The sequence below is a fragment of the Citrobacter sp. KTE151 genome (genome assembly GCF_000398845.1).
In the GTDB taxonomy this organism is placed as follows: Bacteria; Pseudomonadota; Gammaproteobacteria; order Enterobacterales; family Enterobacteriaceae; genus Citrobacter; species Citrobacter braakii.
The window spans coordinates 73,499-94,187 of record NZ_KB976066.1 but is presented as its reverse complement, the minus strand read 5'-3'; the positions used below and the strand labels follow the sequence as shown (position 1 = coordinate 94,187).

Annotated in this window: 18 protein-coding genes; 12 read left to right on the top strand and 6 right to left on the bottom strand. The window is 53.6% G+C overall.

All coding sequences use genetic code 11. From position 1 onward, the window contains the following. Positions 1 to 94 precede the first annotated feature (94 nt). Both ompR and envZ read left to right on the top strand, forming a co-directional pair. The gene (ompR, locus tag WC7_RS03820; protein ID WP_001157751.1) at positions 95 to 814 is read left to right on the top strand and encodes an osmolarity response regulator transcription factor OmpR; all 720 of its coding nucleotides are present in this window, start codon (positions 95 to 97) and stop codon (positions 812 to 814) included. Beyond that, the gene (gene envZ, locus WC7_RS03825; protein ID WP_006687412.1) at positions 811 to 2,163 is read left to right on the top strand and encodes a two-component system sensor histidine kinase EnvZ; all 1,353 of its coding nucleotides are present in this window, start codon (positions 811 to 813) and stop codon (positions 2,161 to 2,163) included. The genes ompR and envZ overlap by 4 nt, the downstream gene beginning before the upstream one ends. 74 nt (positions 2,164 to 2,237) lie before the next feature. Here envZ and pckA read toward each other — a convergent pair whose 3' ends face one another. Further along, positions 2,238 to 3,860 (bottom strand): phosphoenolpyruvate carboxykinase (ATP), encoded by a 1,623-nt coding sequence (gene pckA / locus WC7_RS03830; protein ID WP_016154801.1) that lies wholly within the window; start codon positions 3,858 to 3,860, stop codon positions 2,238 to 2,240. A gap of 378 nt (positions 3,861 to 4,238) precedes the next feature. On the opposite strand from pckA, the gene WC7_RS03835 reads away from it, so the two are divergent. Then, positions 4,239 to 5,957 carry a DUF4153 domain-containing protein gene (locus WC7_RS03835; protein WP_016154800.1) on the top strand — a complete coding sequence of 573 codons (1,719 nt, stop codon included), beginning with the start codon at positions 4,239 to 4,241 and terminating at the stop codon, positions 5,955 to 5,957. 82 nt (positions 5,958 to 6,039) lie between these two features. Here the strand turns inward: WC7_RS03835 and hslO are convergent, their stop codons facing one another. The 4 genes from hslO to igaA all read right to left on the bottom strand — a co-directional run bounded on the left by hslO (position 6,040) and on the right by igaA (position 10,221). Next, positions 6,040 to 6,918, bottom strand: coding sequence for an Hsp33 family molecular chaperone HslO (hslO, locus tag WC7_RS03840; RefSeq protein ID WP_016154799.1), 879 nt, complete (start codon positions 6,916 to 6,918; stop codon positions 6,040 to 6,042). 24 nt (positions 6,919 to 6,942) lie between these two features. Further along, positions 6,943 to 7,344 (bottom strand): ribosome-associated heat shock protein Hsp15, encoded by a 402-nt coding sequence (gene hslR, locus WC7_RS03845; RefSeq protein ID WP_016154798.1) that lies wholly within the window; start codon positions 7,342 to 7,344, stop codon positions 6,943 to 6,945. 10 nt (positions 7,345 to 7,354) lie between these two features. Beyond that, the gene (yrfG, locus tag WC7_RS03850) at positions 7,355 to 8,023 is read right to left on the bottom strand and encodes a GMP/IMP nucleotidase (RefSeq protein WP_016154797.1); all 669 of its coding nucleotides are present in this window, start codon (positions 8,021 to 8,023) and stop codon (positions 7,355 to 7,357) included. Between the two features lie 62 nt (positions 8,024 to 8,085). After that, the gene (gene igaA / locus WC7_RS03855; RefSeq protein WP_032947230.1) at positions 8,086 to 10,221 is read right to left on the bottom strand and encodes an intracellular growth attenuator protein IgaA; all 2,136 of its coding nucleotides are present in this window, start codon (positions 10,219 to 10,221) and stop codon (positions 8,086 to 8,088) included. Between the two features lie 322 nt (positions 10,222 to 10,543). On the opposite strand from igaA, the gene nudE reads away from it, so the two are divergent. Then, a complete protein-coding gene (gene nudE, locus WC7_RS03860) occupies positions 10,544 to 11,104 on the top strand; it encodes an ADP compounds hydrolase NudE (protein WP_016154795.1) in 561 nt (186 codons plus the stop codon). A gap of 58 nt (positions 11,105 to 11,162) precedes the next feature. Here the strand turns inward: nudE and mrcA are convergent, their stop codons facing one another. Next, positions 11,163 to 13,715, bottom strand: coding sequence for a peptidoglycan glycosyltransferase/peptidoglycan DD-transpeptidase MrcA (gene mrcA, locus WC7_RS03865; RefSeq protein WP_016154794.1), 2,553 nt, complete (start codon positions 13,713 to 13,715; stop codon positions 11,163 to 11,165). A gap of 120 nt (positions 13,716 to 13,835) precedes the next feature. Between mrcA and WC7_RS03870 the strand changes: the two genes are divergently transcribed. The 8 genes from WC7_RS03870 (at position 13,836) to damX (ending at position 20,601) form a co-directional block, all read left to right on the top strand. Next, a complete protein-coding gene (locus WC7_RS03870; protein ID WP_016154793.1) occupies positions 13,836 to 14,615 on the top strand; it encodes a type IV pilus biogenesis protein PilM in 780 nt (259 codons plus the stop codon). Beyond that, the gene (locus WC7_RS03875; protein ID WP_016154792.1) at positions 14,615 to 15,154 is read left to right on the top strand and encodes a PilN domain-containing protein; all 540 of its coding nucleotides are present in this window, start codon (positions 14,615 to 14,617) and stop codon (positions 15,152 to 15,154) included. The genes WC7_RS03870 and WC7_RS03875 overlap by 1 nt, the downstream gene beginning before the upstream one ends. Then, positions 15,138 to 15,593 (top strand): HofO family protein, encoded by a 456-nt coding sequence (locus tag WC7_RS03880; protein WP_016154791.1) that lies wholly within the window; start codon positions 15,138 to 15,140, stop codon positions 15,591 to 15,593. The genes WC7_RS03875 and WC7_RS03880 overlap by 17 nt, the downstream gene beginning before the upstream one ends. Beyond that, on the top strand, positions 15,583 to 15,996 hold the full coding sequence (locus WC7_RS03885) for a HofP DNA utilization family protein (protein WP_016154790.1): 414 nt from the start codon (positions 15,583 to 15,585) through the stop codon (positions 15,994 to 15,996). The genes WC7_RS03880 and WC7_RS03885 overlap by 11 nt, the downstream gene beginning before the upstream one ends. Then, positions 15,899 to 17,146, top strand: coding sequence for a DNA uptake porin HofQ (hofQ, locus tag WC7_RS03890; RefSeq protein ID WP_071601788.1), 1,248 nt, complete (start codon positions 15,899 to 15,901; stop codon positions 17,144 to 17,146). The genes WC7_RS03885 and hofQ overlap by 98 nt, the downstream gene beginning before the upstream one ends. Before the next feature lie 404 nt (positions 17,147 to 17,550). Further along, complete coding sequence (aroK, locus tag WC7_RS03895; RefSeq protein WP_003023552.1) at positions 17,551 to 18,072, top strand: shikimate kinase AroK; 522 nt, start codon at positions 17,551 to 17,553, stop codon at positions 18,070 to 18,072. A 57-nt stretch (positions 18,073 to 18,129) separates the two neighbouring features. Next, positions 18,130 to 19,218, top strand: coding sequence for a 3-dehydroquinate synthase (gene aroB / locus WC7_RS03900; RefSeq protein WP_016154788.1), 1,089 nt, complete (start codon positions 18,130 to 18,132; stop codon positions 19,216 to 19,218). Between the two features lie 96 nt (positions 19,219 to 19,314). Then, the gene (damX, locus tag WC7_RS03905; RefSeq protein ID WP_016154787.1) at positions 19,315 to 20,601 is read left to right on the top strand and encodes a cell division protein DamX; all 1,287 of its coding nucleotides are present in this window, start codon (positions 19,315 to 19,317) and stop codon (positions 20,599 to 20,601) included. The last annotated feature ends 88 nt before the right edge of the window (positions 20,602 to 20,689 follow it).

Sequence of the window (20,689 nt, the reverse complement as noted above, 5' to 3'; positions counted from 1 at the left end):
TAGCCTGGAATTCATACCAGAATTCGCTGGTGACTCACGTTAGCTTTCTTAAGAATATACACTTAATTGTTGCGAACCTTTGGGAGTAATAACAATGCAAGAGAACTATAAGATTCTGGTGGTCGATGACGACATGCGCTTGCGTGCGCTTCTGGAGCGTTATCTGACCGAGCAGGGCTTCCAGGTTCGAAGCGTCGCTAACGCTGAGCAGATGGATCGTCTGCTGACCCGTGAGTCCTTTCACCTGATGGTGCTGGATTTAATGCTGCCGGGAGAAGATGGCCTGTCTATTTGCCGTCGCCTGCGCAGTCAAAGCAACCCGATGCCGATCATTATGGTCACGGCGAAGGGTGAAGAAGTCGATCGTATCGTTGGGCTGGAAATCGGCGCTGACGATTACATTCCGAAACCGTTTAACCCGCGAGAACTGCTGGCGCGTATTCGCGCTGTACTGCGTCGTCAGGCGAACGAACTGCCGGGCGCGCCTTCTCAGGAAGAAGCGGTCATTGCTTTTGGTAAGTTTAAACTGAACCTCGGTACGCGTGAAATGTTCCGTGAAGATGAGCCAATGCCGCTCACCAGCGGGGAATTTGCAGTACTGAAAGCGCTGGTAAGCCACCCGCGCGAGCCGCTGTCCCGCGACAAGCTGATGAACCTGGCCCGTGGTCGTGAATATTCGGCGATGGAGCGTTCTATCGATGTCCAGATTTCTCGCCTGCGTCGTATGGTGGAAGAGGACCCGGCGCATCCGCGCTACATTCAGACCGTGTGGGGTCTCGGCTACGTCTTTGTTCCGGACGGTTCTAAAGCATGAGGCGAATGCGCTTCTCGCCACGAAGTTCGTTTGCCCGCACGTTATTGCTCATCGTCACCTTGCTGTTTGCCAGCCTGGTGACGACTTACCTGGTAGTGCTGAACTTCGCGATACTGCCGAGCCTCCAGCAGTTTAATAAGGTCCTGGCCTACGAAGTTCGTATGCTGATGACCGATAAACTGCAGCTGGAGGACGGTACGCAACTGGTGGTGCCGCCCGCATTCCGCCGGGAAATTTATCGTGAGCTGGGTATTTCCCTCTATTCCAACGAGGCCGCTGAAGAAGCTGGACTGCGTTGGGCGCAACACTATGAATTCTTAAGCCATCAGATGGCGCAGCAGCTGGGCGGTCCGACGGAAGTCCGCGTTGAGGTGAACAAAAGCTCGCCGGTCGTATGGCTGAAAACCTGGCTGTCGCCCAATATCTGGGTACGCGTGCCGCTGACGGAGATCCATCAGGGCGATTTCTCACCGCTGTTCCGCTACACGCTGGCGATTATGCTGTTGGCTATCGGTGGCGCGTGGCTGTTTATCCGTATCCAGAACCGACCGCTGGTGGATCTTGAACATGCGGCGCTGCAGGTGGGTAAAGGTATCATTCCGCCGCCGCTGCGTGAGTATGGCGCTTCAGAGGTGCGCTCCGTTACCCGAGCCTTTAACCATATGGCTGCGGGTGTGAAGCAACTGGCCGATGACCGTACGCTGTTAATGGCGGGCGTGAGCCACGATTTACGTACTCCGCTGACGCGTATTCGTCTGGCGACCGAAATGATGGGCGAAGAGGATGGTTATCTCGCGGAATCCATCAATAAGGACATCGAAGAGTGTAATGCCATTATCGAGCAGTTTATCGATTATCTGCGTACCGGTCAGGAGATGCCGATGGAGATGGCGGATCTGAACTCGGTGTTAGGCGAAGTGGTCGCAGCGGAAAGCGGCTATGAACGTGAAATCGAAACTGCGCTGCTGCCGGGTAGCATTCAGGTGAAAATGCACCCGCTGTCAATCAAGCGTGCGGTTGCCAATATGGTGGTTAACGCCGCCCGTTACGGCAACGGCTGGATTAAGGTCAGCAGCGGTACGGAGACGCATCGCGCCTGGTTCCAGGTAGAAGATGATGGTCCGGGCATCAAGCCTGAGCAGCGTAAACACCTGTTCCAGCCGTTTGTTCGCGGCGACAGCGCACGTAGTACCAGCGGCACGGGCCTGGGGCTGGCGATTGTGCAGCGTATTATCGATAACCATAACGGTATGCTGGAAATTGGCACCAGTGAACGAGGAGGGTTGTCGATCCGCGCCTGGCTTCCGGTTCCCTTCACTCGCGCGCAAGGCACCACGAAAGACGCATAAGAAAGGGAGGCGAAATGCCTCCCTTTTTGTTGCTGTAGGCCGGATAAGGCGAAACCGCCATCCGGCACTCTTCGTTACAGCTTCGGTCCGGCGCTAACCAGCGCTTCACCCGCAGGGGTATCGGTGTATTTCTCGAAGTTCTCGATAAACAGTTTTGCCAGCGCGTTGGCTTTTTCCTGCCACTGCTCCGGAGAAGCATAGGTATTACGCGGATCGAGAATGCGAGTATCCACGCCCGGCAGCTCGGTTGGGATAGCCAGGTCAAACATCGGCAGACGGAACGTTTCTGCGTCATCCAGCGAACCGTTCAGGATAGCGTCGATAATCGCGCGGGTATCTTTGATAGAGATACGCTTGCCGGTACCGTTCCAGCCGGTGTTAACCAGATATGCCTGCGCACCTGCCGCCTGCATACGTTTCACCAGTACTTCTGCGTACTGCGTTGGGTGCAGTGACAGGAATGCTGCGCCAAAGCAGGCTGAGAAGGTTGGGGTCGGTTCGGTGACGCCACGTTCGGTACCGGCCAGTTTGGCGGTGAAGCCAGACAGGAAGTGGTACTGGGTTTGGTCTGCCGTCAGGCGAGAGACCGGCGGCAGCACGCCAAACGCATCGGCGGTCAGGAAGATCACTTTGGTGGCGTGACCCGCTTTTGACACCGGCTTAACGATGTTATCGATGTGATAAATCGGGTAGGACACGCGGGTGTTTTCGGTTTTGGAACCGTCGTCGAAGTCGATGGAACCATCTGCGCGCACGGTGACGTTTTCCAGCAGCGCGTCACGACGGATTGCGTTGTAGATTTCCGGCTCGGCATCTTTAGACAGTTTGATGGTCTTCGCGTAGCAACCGCCTTCAAAGTTAAACACGCCGTCGTCATCCCAGCCGTGTTCGTCATCGCCAATCAGGCGGCGTTTCGGATCGGTGGACAGCGTTGTTTTACCCGTACCGGACAGGCCAAAGAAGACTGCCACATCACCTTTTTCCCCGACGTTTGCCGAGCAGTGCATGGAGGCAATGCCTTTCAGCGGCAGCAGGTAGTTCATTACGGAGAACATACCTTTCTTCATTTCGCCGCCGTACCAGGTGCCACCAATCAACTGGATACGCTCAGTCAGGTTGAAAGCCACGAAGTTTTCGGAGTTCAGACCCTGCTCTTTCCATTGCGGGTTAGTGCATTTAGCGCCATTCATCACGATGAAATCAGGTTTGAAATCAACCAGCTCTTCGTCGCTTGGGCGGATGAACATGTTTTTAACAAAATGCGCCTGCCAGGCTACTTCGGTAATGAAGCGTACGGAAAGGCGGGTATCGGCGTTAGCGCCGCAGAATGCATCAATGATAAACAGACGCTTGCCGGAAAGCTGCTGGGTGACTAATCCTTTCAGATGCTGCCAGGTTTCCGGGGAGAGCGGTTTGTTGTCGTTCTTACCTTTACCTTTGTCGGACCACCAGAGCGTGTCGCGCGTGGTGTCGTCACGGACAATATACTTATCCTTTGGCGAACGTCCGGTAAAGATACCGGTATCAACGGCAACGGCGCCCAGGTTTGTTAACACGCCACGCTCATAACCTTCCAGGTTTGGATCAAGTTCCTCCTGGAAAAGCGTGTCGTAGTCTGGATTGTAAACGATATCCTGAACGTCATTGATACCATAAGCCTTGAGATCTTGCGGGGTTAAACTGTTGTTCACACGCATTTCACTGCTCCTTAGCCAATATGTATTACCTGGAATAGTAAGGTTTTTTAGGGATTGCTAACCGCGACAAGGCTCATAGATTTACGCATCCGGGAAAATCACGGATAACCGAATGCGCTGCGACTCCTGTCACAAAGAGGCGGATATTATGGCAGGAAACCCTTTTTTGTTGTGGAAAATGTTCTTAAAACGTTAATAGAGAGTGTTTTTGGCGGGAAACTTGTGAGTGTAATCGCATTCACGTAAGAAAATAACGTAACTCATACATAAACAATATCGATTCACTTCCCGTCGCAGTGGTCCGGGATCGGCCTATCAATGCTCAAAATTGTGAAGTTGATGCAATAATTACCTTTTCTCTTCATTCTGGGTGACGACATGGATAGTGTTGAACTTTCACGTACTACTCGCTGGGGCATGATATCTATCGGCCTGTTACAGGGGATATTGTGCTACCTGCTGATGACATATCTGGTGCCGCATAATGACGGCTGGCTGTTCTATGGCATGCCCGCGACAATTGCTCTCTCCTCGGCGCTTTTGCTCACCGTTGTCTCTTTTAAACAACGTGCGCTGTGGTACTTGATGGCGCTGATCTTTGTTGTCGTGCTGGCGATGAGCGTCTGGCTAAAGTGGCAAGTCGAGGGCAGTGATAAGTGGCGGCAAAATGATATTTTTATGTTGTACGGCTGGCGCTTACTGCTGATGGCGATGCTGGCATTGCCATGGATTCAGTACTCGCTCCACGCATCCCGCCAGCAGGCGCGCTATGCGCAGTTTTATACGAGTTTGTGGCTTAATGCGCTGACGTTACTGATTGTCTTTGTCGCCAACGGTCTGTTCTGGATGGTGCTCCTGCTATGGAGCGAGATGTTTAAGCTCGTTGGTATTACCTTCTTCGACACGCTTTTCTTTGATACCGACTGGTTTGGCTACGTGGCCTTTGGCCTGGTTACCGCACTGGCGGTGGTACTGACCCGCACGCAGTCGCGTCTGGTTGCGGCGGTCCAAAAGTTACTGACTTTGATCGCCACCGGTCTGTTACCCCTGGTCGCGCTGCTGGCGCTGATGTTTGTACTGACCTTACCCTTCACCGGCCTGGAGGCTATCTCGCAGCGGGTGTCTGCGGCCGGGTTGATGTCAACGCTGGCGCTGCTCCTGCTGCTGTTGATGGCTATCGTTCGCGAGCCGCAGAAAGAGGCGCTTCCCTATCCAGCCGCGTTACGCTACCTGATCAAATGCGCCCTGGTTGTCGCGCCCATCTATATGCTGATTGCCGGTTGGTCACTGTGGGTGCGAATTCAACAGTACGGTTGGACGCCCGAGCGCTTATATGGCGTGCTGGTGGTCTGCGTGCTGCTGCTCTGGTCGTTTGGCTATCTGGCGAGTATTTTACGCCGTGGGCGCAATCCGCTTGAGCTTCAGGGGAAGGTGATTCTTTGCGTGTCGTTGCTGGCGTTGGGGCTGTTGATTTTGCTGTCGTCGCCGGTTATTGATGCCTGGCGCATCAGCGTCAACAGCCATATGGGGCTGTATCACAGCGGCAAAATTAAGCCGGATCAGGTCAGCCTGTATATGTTGGGTAATAGCGGAAAATCGGGACGTGCGGCGTTGGAGGCATTACAAAAAGATGCGGCGTTTAACCAAGACAGTAAGCGCCAGCGCGACTTAAATTCACTGCTGCAAGGACGTCGCGATCCCATGCAGAACCTGACTGCCACTCAACTAGCGCCGAAAGTGATGATCGCTCCGGGTAGCAGGCAACCCGATGAGAACTTCTGGGCGTTTGTCAAAGGGCAGAGCTACCGCATTACATCCTGCGTTGAGCAGGATGCATGCGTCCTGGTCGATCAGGACCTCAATGCTGATGGTAAGCCTGAGCAGGTGCTGTATGCTTTTGGCGATGGTGAGAGTCTGGTCTTTGCCAGGAAAGAGGATAAATGGGAACTCATCGCATCAGGTCAGCTACCTGCAGGATTCAATAAGGATAAACTGCTGCAGGCGGTGGCGAATCATCAACTGGATTCAGCCCCCAGAGTTTGGCGTGATATCACTATTAATGGCACTCGATTGCCGATGAATTATTACAACGAGTGAGCGTGTTGCGGATAGCGTTTTGATGGATGGCGGTGCGAACGCCTATCCGGTCGACGATAGTGGGCCGGATAGGCAGTGGTGATTAATGTACCTGCGGGTCCGCCGGGGAAGCGTTGCTGCGGATCTCAGCAATGTCCATGGCGTTAAACAGATAGTGGCTCCCGCAGTAATCGCAGTGCATATCGATCTCGCCTTCTTCCGCCAGAATGCTGTCCACTTCTTCGTCCGGCAGCGTTTTCAGTGCGCCAGCGCAGCGTTCGCGTGAACAGGTGCATTTGAACTCAACGTCCTGCGGATCGTAGAGAGTAACCTCTTCTTCGTGGTACAAGCGCCACAGCACGTCGTTGGCCGGGAGCGTTAACAGCTCTTCAGTTTTGATGGTTTCGGTCAGGGCTGTCAGGTGATCGAAATCATCTGCCTGCGCGTTTTGCGCCGGCATTACCTGCAGAAGCATCCCGCCAGCAGCGGGTTTGCCATCGACGTCGCCAGTACGGATAAACAGACGTGTCGGCAGCTGTTCAGAACGCATGAAGTAATCTTCCAGACATGCGGCCAGCGTGTCGCCTTCCAGACCAACCACGCCCTGATAGCGCTCGCCTTCTTCTGGGGTAATGGTGATCACCAGGTAGCCGTTGCCTACCAGCGTTTTGAGATCAGCGCCTTCAGGGATATCGCCCTGCATACGGGCCACGCCGCGCATCTGCTGATTGTTGTTGCCGTTAATGACGGCCAGGCTCAGCGGACCATCGCCCTGCAGCTGTACGGTGATATCACCGGCAAACTTCAGCGTGGCGGTGAGCAGGCTGGTGGCGACCAGCAGTTCAGCCAGCACGTTCTTGACCGGCTGCGGGTAAGTATGATTTTCGAGGATCTGTTGCAGGGTTTCCGAAACGGTCACCAGCTCGCCGCGCACGGCAAAGTTTTCAAACAGATAACGATGTAATTGGTCATGTTGCGGCATAATCATCTCTCTTGCAGGTGACAGTCACTCGCTGTCGCCATGTTTAAATCGTAACAGGTCGCGGCGCTCTTTCTTGTCCGGTCGCCTGTCCGGGTGCGGCATGGTTAACGCGTTAAGTTTACGCGCCAGCGCCACTTTTTCGCGTTTTTCTACGCTTTCCGCGGTTTCTTCATACAGCGTAACGGCTTCCGTGGCCGGGCGACGCTGCTCGGTAATAGCCTTGATAATGACCGTTCGCTCGTCATTTCCCTGGCGCAGGGTGAGGGTGGCGTTCAGCTCGACAATCTTGCTCGGTTTGCTGCGCTGGCCGTTGTAATGCACCTTACCGCCTTCAACCATTTCGCGGGCTAGCGCACGCGTTTTGTAAAAGCGTGCAGCCCACAGCCATTTATCAAGCCTGACATCAGCAGAGGGCTTTTCTTTCATGGCGTCTCCTTCACATCAGTGAGGGGATCAGTCGGCGGTAGTCATTCAGTGACGGATGGCGTGCGTACTGTTTTTCCGCGATGCCTGAGTCGGGATTGGTCACGCCGAGGCAGTAACGAATACCGTACAGAGCAGCGGCGTCGAGAATGGGTTCGCTGTCGTCAATAAACAGCGTCTTCTCTGCACTCATTCCCGTTTCTTCAGCCACAGCGTGCCATAACCGCTGATCCTCTTTGGGATAACCAAATGTGTGGGTGGAAAGTAATAAATCAAGGTGTGAGGCCAGACCGGTATGCTCCAGCTTCACCGCCAGGTTATGGGGATGCGCGTTGGTGAGCAAAATACGGCGCTTGCCGCTGGCTTTTAAGGCATCAAGAAACGGTACAGTATCTTCACGCAAAACGGCGCGCGGTCCCTGTTCCGTTGTCATGGCGCAAATATCAAGATCCAGGCATTCGCTCCAGTAATCCAGGCAGTACCAGTTTAGCGTATGCTGCACGGCATGATACTGCTGACGAATATAGTCCTGGGCTTCCTCGGGAGAGATACCCTGTTTCGCGCCATAGGTTTCCGGCACCAGTTTTTGCCAGAAATAGTTATCGAATGCCAGGTCGAGCAGCGTGCCGTCCATATCTAACAACACGGTATCGACATCGTGCCAGGCAATATTGATCTGCATGGAAACTCCCCAGAAGAAAACATGATGCGCGACAGGGTAGCATATCCTGTCGCGCGAGCGTGTTATCGAATCAGGCTTTCGGGGTTGTCAATCAGCGTTGGATTCAGGCAACTTTCGTAGTAGCTCTGAATTTCCGTGATGCGGGAGCGGTGACGCTGGTAGCGTCTGAAGGCCTGTATGCTGTTGTAGACAGCGCATCCGAGCATGGAGAACATCAGCAGCGTCGTGCCAAGGTAACGCCATAATCCTGAACGATCCGGGATACGGTGCAGGCCAATGTGCTGGGTGCCATTGGCGTCGGTCGAAATATTGGTGACGATCCCCTCCGCGCGAAACGGCGTCTGCATCAGCATCTGCGCCAGACGCTGGAAGGCGTTCCACTGTTCCTGTGGGGGATAGTCATATAGCGAGGTTGTCGGCCACGGCTGATCGACCAGATCGCTGCCTTCGTCGCTGATAATCAGGAAACCGCCAGGGGCTGGGCTATTCAGCGTCTGGGCCGCTCGCGCAGTCTCGCGTGAAATAAACGGCGCCGTAGAGGTATTCACCAGATTATCCAACGACTCCGCGCTTACCGGACGCAGCAGCACGTTCACGCCATCCAGTTTGCCTGCGTTCGCCCGTTTCACCAGCGCCGTCCAGTCTTTACTGTTACCAAGGTTAACCAGTGCATTTTTTAAACGTACACATTCATCTTTGGCCGCGCACAGATCGGCCGTTTTCAGGACAATCTCGCCAAAATCGTCCAGTAACACCATTCCGGACTTTTGGATTGCCGAGCGTAACGATGCGCTGACGCGAGAGTCATCATCCGCTTTGGGGTGCAGTTGGCGGTTCACCGCCTGCGTGAGCGCGGTGGCTTTATTCACCAGATCGGACTCAGGCAGCGGTAATGCGCGCGCGTCATTCCAGATAATTTGCGTGCAATCGAAAGGCATAAACGGCGCGGAAGGCTGCGCATTCCAGCTCCCTTGGGTATGAATGTTACACATACCCGTACCGCTCAGATGCAGCGTGTCACCCACGCGAACGCCCGCGTTTTCAAGCTGTTTAACGCTGGTGGCTTCGATAGTTTGTGCGCCCTTCATCCAGGAAAGCGTAAGCTTTATCGGCATATCCAGCGGGATCCAAAACAGCAGCATCAGCAGCACCAGCAACGAGCCGCCCGCGATGACGGCGTTGCGCAGCCAGTGCTGTAACGGGAAGTTCTTGACTTCGTCATGCAGCGATAAAAAACGTCCCTGGCGAACAACGTGGCGATCGAGATAAATATCAATATCCGTTTGCTGGCCAAGATCTTGTGCGATGTAAGGCTGCCAGTGCGGTGGATAAATCAGATCAATAATACCTAGCGAGATATTATTAATTTGCTCCTGGTCGTTTTCGCCAAACAGCCCCCAGCGACGCGGCGTACCGCGCAGACAATGAATTTCCCGCAGGGCGGTTTTAGACGGTGGGGCAAACAGCCCCCACAGACCCGCAGCCAGTAGCAGCACCGCGCCACCAACTGTCCACGGAACAAACGTATCCGGGATTATCAAACAGAAAAAGAACAGCAGGAACGATGCAGCAATCAGTAACGCCTCGCGCAATCCCGATGGGCGGCTGAGCGCATATTCTTCATGGGTTTCCTGACGAATATTCAGCAGTTCAATCTGCTCGCTTTCTTCACCGCGAATGGACGCCTGGGTAGAAGTGGTGTGCTGTAACGCATAGCCACGCGCTTCCTGCATATATTCCTGCAGCGTATGGCCGTTCAGGGAGATAACCAGCGGTATCGTATTGGTGTGGATTAGCTCAACGCTGTTTTCGTCATTGATGTATTGTTCCCAGAAAGGGGGAAGATGTACCTCAACGGAATCAAGATAGTAACGCCATTTGTTAGGATCGTCGGTAGTAATGCCGTAACGTGTAATCGCGTGCGTAAGTACGATGACGCTATTACTTTGGGCATTCAGCGTTAATGACACCGGCGCGGAGCTGGCGCCCGTTGGACCAGGTACCTGCTGAATTTGACTAAGGCTTTCGAGATAGTTTTCGACTGCACTGCGCTCTTCAGGCGTGAGTTTACGCTTCGAGGCGTCTGAGAAGACGTTGCTCAAGGGTAAATTTTTCCGTCTGGATTTCGTTCTGAGTAGCCATCCTGCAAGCAATGAGCAGGCCAGCAAAGCAGCTAAAAAAATCAGAATGGTGCTCATGCTTTCCCCATCTTACTTAGTCTGTCAGGCGTGGTCAGTCGCACCCTGTTCAATATTCGTGATTCTGTGGTTGGCTATCGGCAAGTGTGGAGTCGAACTTGAGCATCTTTAAGTACAGCCCAGTAAATGCGAATCATAGCAAAATCACTAAAAATGGAATATCAGCAAATTCCTGGAGTTATTTCAACCTATTGACTTTTAATTTGAAATAGGGATTAACTTTTAGTACGTTACATAAATGTAAATAAACGGCAATTCACATTGCCGAAACCGTGCGGTATATCGCACAATAACCCCAGATTTCACAGCAAAGATCCTCACAATGAGCAAATCATTACAGAAACCCACGATTTTGAAAGTGGAAACCGTCGCCCAATCCCGGCTGTTTAAAGTCGAAAGCGTGGACCTTGAGTTCAGCAATGGCGTACGCCGCGTTTATGAACGTATGCGCCCGTCCACGCGTGAAGCGGTAATGATTGTGCCGATTGTGGACGACCACCTGATCCTCATCCGCGAATACGCGGTCGGGACCGAATCTTACGAACTGGGTTTTTCCAAGGGGTTAATCGATCCTGGCGAAAGCGTGTATGAAGCGGCGAATCGGGAGCTGAAAGAAGAGGTGGGGTTTGGCGCAAAAGATCTGACGTTTTTAAAGAAACTCAGCATGGCGCCTTCCTATTTCTCCAGCAAAATGAACATCGTGGTGGCGGAGGACTTATATCCTGAATCGCTGGAAGGTGATGAGCCTGAACCATTACCGCAGGTGCGCTGGCCGCTGGCGCATTTGATGGATCTGCTGGAAGATCCTGATTTTCATGAAGCGCGTAATGTGAGTGCGCTGTTCCTCGTGCGCGAATGGCTGAAAGGACAAGGGCGGCTTTAATTTCTCTTCACGAATAATAAAAAAGGCGCCGAAGCGCCTTTTTTTGATCGGTCAGGGCTCAGAACAGTTCGTGCGTCTCACCATTATCAATAATGGTCGTCCCCACCTCATGCACCGCCTGTTGCGTCGGCTGAGTGCCTTCAATGAAGTATTCTGCGCGGCTGTTGCCACCGCTTGCCAGTTGACCGGTGCTGCGATCGATATTGACCGTCACGATACCCGGCGGCGGCGTCAGCGGCTGCTCAGGCACGCCTTCCAGCACGGACTTCATATAGGCATCCCATGCAGGCTGTGCGCTCTTTGCGCCGCCTTCGTAGCCGGAGATCTGGTCTTTGATCGCCCCAGAAGCCGTCGTGTGTCCGAGATTGCGGCGATGGTCATCAAACCCGATCCATACCGACGTCACCACGCCTGGTCCGTAGCCGGAGAACCATGCATCTTTAGAGCTGTTGGTGGTCCCGGTTTTCCCGCCGATATCATGGCGCTGTAAATCGCGACCTGCACGCCAACCGGTTCCCATCCAGCCCGGCTCACCAAAGATATTGGTGTTCAGGGCGCTTTTAATCAGGAAGGCCAGCGGCGTGTTGATCACGTGTGGAGCGTACTCCTGCGTTCCGCTTTGCGCGACCAGCGCCTGGTTTGCCTGCTCAAGCTGAGGCATAGGCACGGCGGCATTCTGCTGTTCCTGCGAGATGGCGACATCTTCGACGTTACTGTTTTCCAGCACGTTAGATTTCTGGGTATCACCATAAATCACCGGAATATCGCATTCCGGACAGGCAATTTTCGGCTTCGCCTCGAAGATAACGCCGCCCATATCGCTTTCGATTTTACTGATGAAATACGGATCGACCAGGAAGCCGCCGTTCGACATCACTGCATAACCGCGCGCCACCTGCAACGGCGTGAATGAGGCAGAACCCAGCGCCAGCGACTCGGTGTGCACAATGTTCTGTGCCGGGAAGCCGAAACGTTGCAGATACTCTGCCGCGTAATCCACGCCCATCGCGCGCATGGCGCGTACCATCACCACGTTTTTCGACTGACCCAGCCCCTGACGTAAGCGGATAGGACCGGCGTATTGCGGCGGTGAGTTCTTCGGCTGCCAGTCGGAACCCGCGCCGGCATCCCAGCGGGAGATCGGCACGTCGTTAAGCATGCTCGCCAGCGTCAGACCTTTATCCATCGCGGCGGTATACAGGAATGGTTTGATGTTGGAACCCACCTGGCGTAACGCCTGGGTTGCACGGTTAAACTTGCTCTGGTTGAAGTCAAAACCACCGACCAGCGCCAGCACCGCGCCGTTTTGCGGATTGATGGAGACCAGTGCGGAGTTGACGTCCGGTACTTGCGCCAGCCACCAGGAATCGCCAACCTGGCGTACCCAGATTTGCTGCCCGGTTTGCACCACATCAGTCACTTTGCGCGGCGTCGGGCCTTGCTGGGTATCCGAGCGGTAAGGACGCGCCCAGCGCATGCCATCCATCCGTAATGACACTGACGTACCATCCGCTAGCGCGGCAATGGCTTCCTGCGGATTGGCGCTGGTAACAACCGCCGGTAGCAGGGGACCATAAGTCGGTAGCGCTTTCAGCGTATCGGTGATTTTCTTGCTGTCCCAACTGCTTTCGCCCACTTTCCACAGCACGTTCGACGGGCCGCGGTAACCGTGGCGCATGTCGTAATCCATCACGTTGTTACGTACTGCCTGCTGAGCAGCCTGCTGTACTTTGCGCGTAATGGTGGTGGTAATGCGATACCCGTCCTCATAGGCTTTCTCGCCATAACGGTTATACATCTCCTGGCGCACCATCTCAGAGAGATACGGCGCGGAGAAGGCGATTTCCGGCGCGTGGTAGTTGGCGTCAATGGCTTCGCCGCGCGCCTGATCGTACTGGGCCTGCGTGATGTAGTTTTCGCTCAACATACGCGACAGTACGACGTTACGTCGCGCGGTTGCCCTTTCCATCGAATAGAGGGGGTTGAAGGTTGACGGCGCTTTTGGCAGGCCGGCAATCACCGCAATTTCACTTAAGCTGAGCTGATCAACCGTCTTACCGAAATAGACCTGCGCGGCGGCACCTACGCCATAAGCGCGATACCCCAGGTAAATCTTGTTCAGATACAGTTCGAGGATCTCATCTTTACTCAGCAGTTGTTCAATGCGGATCGCCAGGAACACTTCTTTGATCTTACGCATCAGCGTACGTTCCGGGCTCAGAAAGAAGTTTCTCGCCAACTGTTGGGTAATGGTGCTGGCCCCTTGCGATGCATGGCCGGAGAACAGCGCGACGCTGGCAGCACGGAATATCCCCACCGGGTCTACCCCGTGGTGCTCATAAAAACGACTGTCTTCGGTAGCGATAAAGGCTTTAACCATTACTGGCGGCATCTGATCCAGGGTGACCGGGATTCGACGTTTCTCGCCATATTGCGCGATCAGCTCGCCATCAGCGCTGTAAACCTGCATCGGGATCTGTAAACGCACATCTTTGAGCGTCGCGACGTCAGGTAATTGCGGCTCAATATAGCGATAGAGGCCATAAATCGAGCCTGCTCCCAGCAGGATGCAACATACTGCAAGGATTAATAAATACTTTACGAACTTCACTGGAGATTTCCCATTTAGTGGCATTTGGGCAGTTTATAAACAAACGCGCGGTAGTATAAAGGCAAGCCAGACGCATTGATATACCCGTTAAAGCAACGGGTGATAAGGAGATCATCAGCAATGGCTTTCAATATCTGGAAAATTGGTCTGCATATTCAGCAACATGAAGCGCTGGCTGTCGCCGTAGTTCACGACGCATCCGGTTGGTTTCTCCAGCGCTGGTGGCGTATACCGCTGACGCCTCAGGTTATCGTCGATGGCCATATTCGCGAGCCTGAACAGCTTGTCGCAGCGCTACTGCCGTGGAGCCGGGAGCTTCCTCGCCGACACCATATTCATCTCTCTTTTCCTGCCAACAGGACGTTACAAAAAAAGTACCCTCGTCCGGAAATGATGCTGCGCGAGCCGGAGCAAGCCGCATGGTTATCCGGTTCGATGGCGCGTGAGCTGGATATGGTGCCGGATGCGCTGCATTTTGATTATAGCGAAGACACGTTAAGCCCGGCGTTTAACGTCACTGCCGCGCAAAGCAAAGAGATTTCAGCGCTTCTGACGCTTATCCAAACGTTGAAGGTGCAGGTTACGGCGATTACGCCGGATGCCAGCGCGTTACAGCGATTTATACCTTACCTGCCAGAACATCATCAGTGTCTGGTATGGCGTGATGACACCCAGTGGCTATGGGCGACCCGTTCGGCATGGGGGCGTAAATCAACGGGCGATATTGGCTGTATCGACGAGCTTGCCGCGACATTATCGCTTTCCACGACAGCCATTGCGCTATGTGATCCCAGCGGCTTCGATCCTTTAAGCGTGGTGTCTGTACGCCAGCCGCCAATTCCAACGCAAAGCCATCGCTTCACCATTGCACTGGGACTCGCTATGGGAGGCACATGTTGATGATAGCGACCATCAATCTTCTGCCCTGGCGCCAGACGCGACGTCGCGCCTGCCTACGCTTCTGGAGTGTTTTATTTGGCGCTTCGCTACTGCTTAGTATTGGCGTGTTGTTGCGCTATTACAGCGTTTTGAGCGTAGAAAACCAGGTCGAATTGTTGTTAGCGGATGCCGAAAAGACGCGGGCCGAGGCTTTAATGGCGCTAAAGCCGCGTGTGCAGCAGCGCCAGCAACGATGGCAACAGGTTCAAGCGCGGAACAAACAGCGTGAGCAGACCCGAAGCTGGCAGCGGGTTTTGCAAGGGCTGGCGGAATTACTGCCAGAGCAGGCGTGGTTAACAAAAATAACCTGGCAGCAGGAGACACTGGAACTGACGGGAAACACGCTGAGCTTTGCCGCGCTGAAGGCGCTGGAAGCGCAATTACGCCAGCTGCCGCTGTTTAAATTGGGTAGCCCTGGCGAAACGCAGCAGGATGCGCAGGGACGCTGGCAATTCCACTATCGACTGATGCGGAGCGGTGCGCATGAAAACGCTTTGTGATAGCTGGTTAGCGCAGTCGCCGCGCTTTCGGCTCATCTGCAGCTGTGGCTGGATGCTGGGACTGCTCATCGTCGTCATGTTATGCCTCAGCTCCACCGCGCAGAAACGGGTTATGCAACAAGAGGCGCTAAATCAGCAACGAGCGGCCATTCAGGCGCAATGGCGAAATTTATATCTGCTGGCGGCATCGCCAGAAGAGCATGAAGAGACGCTGATTCCGTTCTCCCCACTGCTGTTTCAGACTCCTCTTGCACATCTTATCCACTGGCAACCCTCCGCACAGGGCGGAGAAATGACGCTGAAGCCAGGCTGGGATGTCATCCCGCCGATGTTTGACCAATTAGCGGAGCAAGGGATGAACGTCAGCCGGTTTTCTCTTTACGCAGAAGGTGCGGAACTGCTGTTAACACTACAACTGGAGCGCCTGAATGATGGTTGAACGCTGGCTGTTGGCGTGCGTAAGCGTACTGATACTCACCGGTATGCGTAATCCTTTCCTGCCGCCGGAGGACCGTTGCCAAATTGCTGAGCTGTCGGCATGGCGCTATCAGGGAATATTGAGCCAGGGCGCGCGACCCATTGGCATTGTTCAGGATAGCCAGAAAAAATGGCAGCGGGTTGAGCGAAATGATGTCCTGAAAAACGGTTGGACGGTTACGCAGATAACGGCCCAGAGCGTAACCCTCGACACAGGGAAAAACTGCGAGCCGTCGCAGTGGCAGTGGCAACGACAAGGAGCGATAAATGAAGCGATGGATGGCATGGATAGTACTCGTACTGGTGGTCGGGATTCAGAGCGTACTGGCGGCGAAATCACAAAACGTGACGCTGGTGGTCGATGATGTGCCGGTTGTGCAGGTATTGCAGGCGCTGGCCGAACAGGAAAAGAAAAACCTGGTAGTTTCACCGGATGTCAGCGGTGTGCTGTCACTGCATTTGACGGATGTGCCCTGGAAGCAGGCATTGCAAACGGTGGTGAAAAGCGCCGGGCTGGTATTACGCCAGGAAGGCAATATTCTGCATGTGCATTCTGTTCAATGGCAGAGTGAAAATGCGGCTCGTCAGGACAATGAGCAGACACGGCTTCAGGCCAACCTGCCGTTGGAACATCGCAGTATCATTTTGCAATATGCTGATGCCTCCGAGCTGGCAAAAGCCGGAGAAAAGCTGCTCAGCGCCAAAGGAAGCATGACGGTGGATAAACGCACCAACCGCTTACTGCTGCGTGATAATAGCGTTGCGCTTAACGCACTGGAAACGTGGGTGGCGCAAATGGATCTGCCGGTTGCACAAGTCGAACTGGCGGCGCATATCGTGACGATTAATGAAAAAAGCTTGCGTGAGCTGGGGGTAAAGTGGTCGCTGGCTGACGCACAGCAATCGGGAGCTGTGGGGAACGTCACAACGCTTGCCAGCGATCTTTCTGTATCCACAGCCACATCCCGTGTGGGATTTAACATTGGCCGTATTAACGGTCGTTTACTCGAGCTGGAGCTGTCTGCGCTGGAGCAAAAACAGCAGTTGGACATCATCGCCAGTCCACGCTTACTGGCTTCTCACCTGCAACCTGCCAGTATTAAGCAGGGTAGTGAGATCCCTTATCAGGTCTCCAGCGGTGAAAGCGGCGCGACATCCGTCGAGTTTAAGGAAGCTGTATTGGGGATGGAAGTCACGCCCACCGTATTGCAGAAAGGACGAATCAGACTGAAACTGCATATCAGCCAGAATGTTCCCGGGCAGGTGCTACAGCAGGCGGATGGCGAAGTTCTGGCTATTGATAAGCAGGAGATTGAAACTCAGGTCGAGGTAAAAAGCGGCGAGACGATTGCGCTGGGCGGGATTTTTTCACATAAGAATAAATCCGCAGCCGACAGCGTGCCGCTGTTGGGCGACATCCCCTGGCTTGGCTCTCTCTTTCGTCATGATGGTAAAGAAGACGAACGGCGTGAATTAGTGGTTTTTATTACGCCCAGACTGGTTTCAACGCAATAACTTATGCATGAAAAGCCGTTGTTTTTGCACTGAACACGTTTCAGAGATTTGACGTGCGGGTGTATTTAGCATACAAGGAGTACCGATTTGAGTGTCGGTACTTTTCTTTACTTATGCGGCAGTAAATACGCTTTGCCTTTCTGGTGGTGTGTCATAGGCTTATTTGGTGTCATTTGGCTGCGCGATACGTCGCCAGGTCTGATGTTTGCAGGGTAGCATGCCTGCCACGACCAGAAATGCGTAAGGTTTGGTGATTTATTCAGTTGCCAAACCCGCTTGAGTATTGAGATAATTTTCAGTCTGACTCTCGCAATATCTTATGAGGTTTCAGTTCATGTCCTGCTGCGCTGAGTGTCTGCGAAGCGGGTTTACCATTAACGAATAGTCTTAGTAGTACCGAAAAAATGGCAGAGAAACGCAATATCTTTCTGGTTGGGCCTATGGGTGCCGGAAAAAGCACTATTGGGCGCCAGTTAGCTCAACAACTCAATATGGAATTTTACGATTCTGATCAAGAGATTGAGAAACGAACCGGAGCTGATGTGGGCTGGGTCTTCGATGTAGAAGGTGAAGACGGCTTCCGTGATCGCGAAGAAAAAGTCATCAACGAGTTGACGGAAAAACAGGGTATTGTGCTGGCAACTGGCGGTGGCTCTGTTAAATCACGTGAAACACGTAACCGTCTTTCCGCGCGTGGCGTCGTGGTCTATCTTGAAACGACAATTGAAAAACAACTTGCGCGAACTCAACGTGACAAGAAACGCCCGCTGCTGCAGGTAGAATCGCCGCCTCGTGAAGTTCTGGAAGCGTTGGCTGACGAACGCAATCCTCTGTACGAAGAGATTGCTGACGTGACCATTCGCACCGACGATCAGAGCGCAAAAGTCGTAGCAAACCAGATTATTCATATGTTGGAAAGCAACTAATTCTGGCTGAATACACACTCGTCTGCGGGTACAAGTAACTAAGGTGGATGTCGCGTAATGGAGAGGATTACAGTCACTCTCGGGGAACGTAGTTACCCTATCACCATCGCGGCTGGTTTGTTTAATGAGCCAGCTTCATTCTTACCGCTGAAATCGGGCGATCAGGTTATGTTGGTGACCAACGAAACCCTGGCTCCCCTTTATCTCGATAAGGTTCGCGGCGTACTTGAACAGGCGGGTGTTAACGTTGATAGCGTTATCCTTCCCGATGGCGAGCAGTATAAAAGCCTGACGGTTCTGGATACGGTTTTCACTGCGTTACTGCAAAAACCGCACGGTCGTGATACCACGTTAGTCGCACTTGGCGGCGGCGTGATAGGCGATCTGACCGGTTTTGCGGCAGCCAGCTATCAGCGTGGTGTTCGTTTTATTCAAGTCCCGACAACCCTGTTGTCGCAGGTCGACTCCTCCGTTGGCGGCAAAACCGCCGTAAACCATCCCCTCGGTAAAAACATGATTGGCGCGTTTTACCAACCGGCGTCCGTGGTGGTGGATCTCGATTGTCTGAAAACGCTTCCTGCGCGTGAGCTGGCATCGGGGCTGGCGGAAGTGATCAAATACGGCATCATCCTTGACGGTGAATTTTTCAGTTGGCTGGAAGAAAATCTGGATGCGTTATTGCGTCTGGATGGTCCGGCGATGGCGTACTGTATTCGTCGTTGTTGTGAGCTGAAAGCAGAAGTTGTCGCAGCGGACGAGCGTGAAATGGGCTTACGTGCTTTACTGAATCTGGGACACACGTTTGGCCATGCGATCGAAGCTGAAATGGGTTATGGCAATTGGTTACATGGTGAAGCCGTTGCAGCAGGTATGGTAATGGCTGCTCGTACGTCAGAACGTCTTGGACAGTTTACCTCCGCTGATACGCAGCGCATCATTACGCTGCTGCAGCGAGCGGGCTTGCCGGTCAATGGACCGCGTGAAATGTCCAGCGAGGCTTATCTGCCGCACATGCTGCGAGATAAAAAAGTGTTAGCGGGAGAGATTCGTTTAGTGCTTCCGCTGGCATTAGGGAAGAGTGAAGTGCGCGGCGGAGTGTCGCACGAGGTGGTTCTTAACGCTATTGCTGATTGCCAGCCGGCGTAACAACAAGAAAGGTCTGGCTTGCGTTGCGAAACGTAGGTCTTTTAGCTTCAGGTTATGTGCAAAGTCGTAAGCATTAACCTTTGAGTGGGGTGTTAAATGGATGAATTCAAACCAGAAGACGAGCTGAAACCCGATCCCAGCGATCGTCGTACTGGTCGTTCTCGTCAATCGTCTGAACGCGATAATGAGCCGCAAATCAATTTTGATGATGTTGATCTGGATGCTGACGATCGTCGTCCTGCGCGCGCACGTAAAGAGCGTGAAGAAGAACGGGACATTGAAGAAGAGTATGAATCTGATGACGATGACGTGGATGAAGAGCGTGTAGAACGTCGTCCGCGTAAGCGTAAGAAACCCGCCAGCAAGCCTGCCTCTCGTCAGTATATGATGATGGGTGTCGGTGTCCTGGTGCTGTTACTGCTGATCATCGGTATCGGTTCTGCGCTGAAAGCCCCCTCATCATCTCCCAGTGAGCAGGCTGGATCTGGCGAGAAGAGCATCGATCTTTCTGGCAACAACGCGACGGATCAAGCGAGCACGACTACGGCTGCAGCAGGCGCTGAGCAGACCGCTGGCAATACCCAGCAGGATGTATCCCTACCGCCGATTTCCTCTACCCCAACTCAAGGTCAAACACCTGCGGCAACTGAAGGCCAGCAGCGTGTTGAAGTGCAGGGCGATCTGAACAACGCTCTGACGCAACCGCAAGGCCAGGAGCAGGTTAACAATGTAGTGGTTAACTCTACGCTGCCGACCGAACCTGCGACCGTTGCGCCAGTTCGTAATAGTAATGCTGTGCGCCAGACTGCGAAAACGGAAACGGCTGAACGCCCTGCTGCGACACACCAGGAACGTAAACAGGCCGTTATTGAGCCGAAGAGCAAACCGCAAACTACGGTGAAAGCGACGCAGACAGAGCCGAAACCTGTTGCTCAGGCAAAACCAACTGCAACTGCGCCGACGACCACAACCAAGGCACCTGTGGTTACCGCTACGCCGAAGGCGACCGTTGAGCCGAAAGCAACCGCGACTACAACGCCTGCGCCAACTGCGACGGCAACAACGTCAACACCTGTTGCTGGTGGAGCGAAAAGTGCAGGAAATGTCGGAGCGTTAAAATCTGCGCCGTCCAGCCATTACACGCTGCAACTCAGCAGTTCTTCTAACTACGACAACCTTAACGGTTGGGCGAAGAAAGAAAACCTGAAGAACTACGTGGTGTATCAGACGACGCGTAACGGTCAACCGTGGTATGTTCTGGTAACAGGCGTGTATGCGTCTAAAGAAGATGCGAAACGTGCAGTGTCTACGCTCCCCGCCGATATTCAGGCGAAAAATCCGTGGGCAAAACCGCTGCACCAGGTTCAGGCCGATTTGAAGTAAGATAGGATATGTTCTGCAATGGTTTGCTGTTTCGCCCAATTGCGGGACAAAGACTAAAGCGCAGGATGCTGTCGGAGCTTTCTCCACA

Excerpts from the sequence above, each read along its gene's own strand:
- ompR (WP_001157751.1), top strand. The coding sequence starts at position 95 with ATGCAAGAGAACTATAAGATTCTGGTGGTCGATGACGACATGCGCTTG.
- envZ (WP_006687412.1), top strand. The coding sequence starts at position 811 with ATGAGGCGAATGCGCTTCTCGCCACGAAGTTCGTTTGCCCGCACGTTA.
- pckA (WP_016154801.1), bottom strand. The coding sequence starts at position 3,860 with ATGCGTGTGAACAACAGTTTAACCCCGCAAGATCTCAAGGCTTATGGT.
- WC7_RS03835 (WP_016154800.1), top strand. The coding sequence starts at position 4,239 with ATGGATAGTGTTGAACTTTCACGTACTACTCGCTGGGGCATGATATCT.
- hslO (WP_016154799.1), bottom strand. The coding sequence starts at position 6,918 with ATGCCGCAACATGACCAATTACATCGTTATCTGTTTGAAAACTTTGCC.
- hslR (WP_016154798.1), bottom strand. The coding sequence starts at position 7,344 with ATGAAAGAAAAGCCCTCTGCTGATGTCAGGCTTGATAAATGGCTGTGG.
- yrfG (WP_016154797.1), bottom strand. The coding sequence starts at position 8,023 with ATGCAGATCAATATTGCCTGGCACGATGTCGATACCGTGTTGTTAGAT.
- igaA (WP_032947230.1), bottom strand. The coding sequence starts at position 10,221 with ATGAGCACCATTCTGATTTTTTTAGCTGCTTTGCTGGCCTGCTCATTG.
- nudE (WP_016154795.1), top strand. The coding sequence starts at position 10,544 with ATGAGCAAATCATTACAGAAACCCACGATTTTGAAAGTGGAAACCGTC.
- WC7_RS03870 (WP_016154793.1), top strand. The coding sequence starts at position 13,836 with ATGGCTTTCAATATCTGGAAAATTGGTCTGCATATTCAGCAACATGAA.
- WC7_RS03875 (WP_016154792.1), top strand. The coding sequence starts at position 14,615 with ATGATAGCGACCATCAATCTTCTGCCCTGGCGCCAGACGCGACGTCGC.
- WC7_RS03880 (WP_016154791.1), top strand. The coding sequence starts at position 15,138 with ATGAAAACGCTTTGTGATAGCTGGTTAGCGCAGTCGCCGCGCTTTCGG.
- WC7_RS03885 (WP_016154790.1), top strand. The coding sequence starts at position 15,583 with ATGATGGTTGAACGCTGGCTGTTGGCGTGCGTAAGCGTACTGATACTC.
- hofQ (WP_071601788.1), top strand. The coding sequence starts at position 15,899 with ATGAAGCGATGGATGGCATGGATAGTACTCGTACTGGTGGTCGGGATT.
- aroK (WP_003023552.1), top strand. The coding sequence starts at position 17,551 with ATGGCAGAGAAACGCAATATCTTTCTGGTTGGGCCTATGGGTGCCGGA.
- aroB (WP_016154788.1), top strand. The coding sequence starts at position 18,130 with ATGGAGAGGATTACAGTCACTCTCGGGGAACGTAGTTACCCTATCACC.
- damX (WP_016154787.1), top strand. The coding sequence starts at position 19,315 with ATGGATGAATTCAAACCAGAAGACGAGCTGAAACCCGATCCCAGCGAT.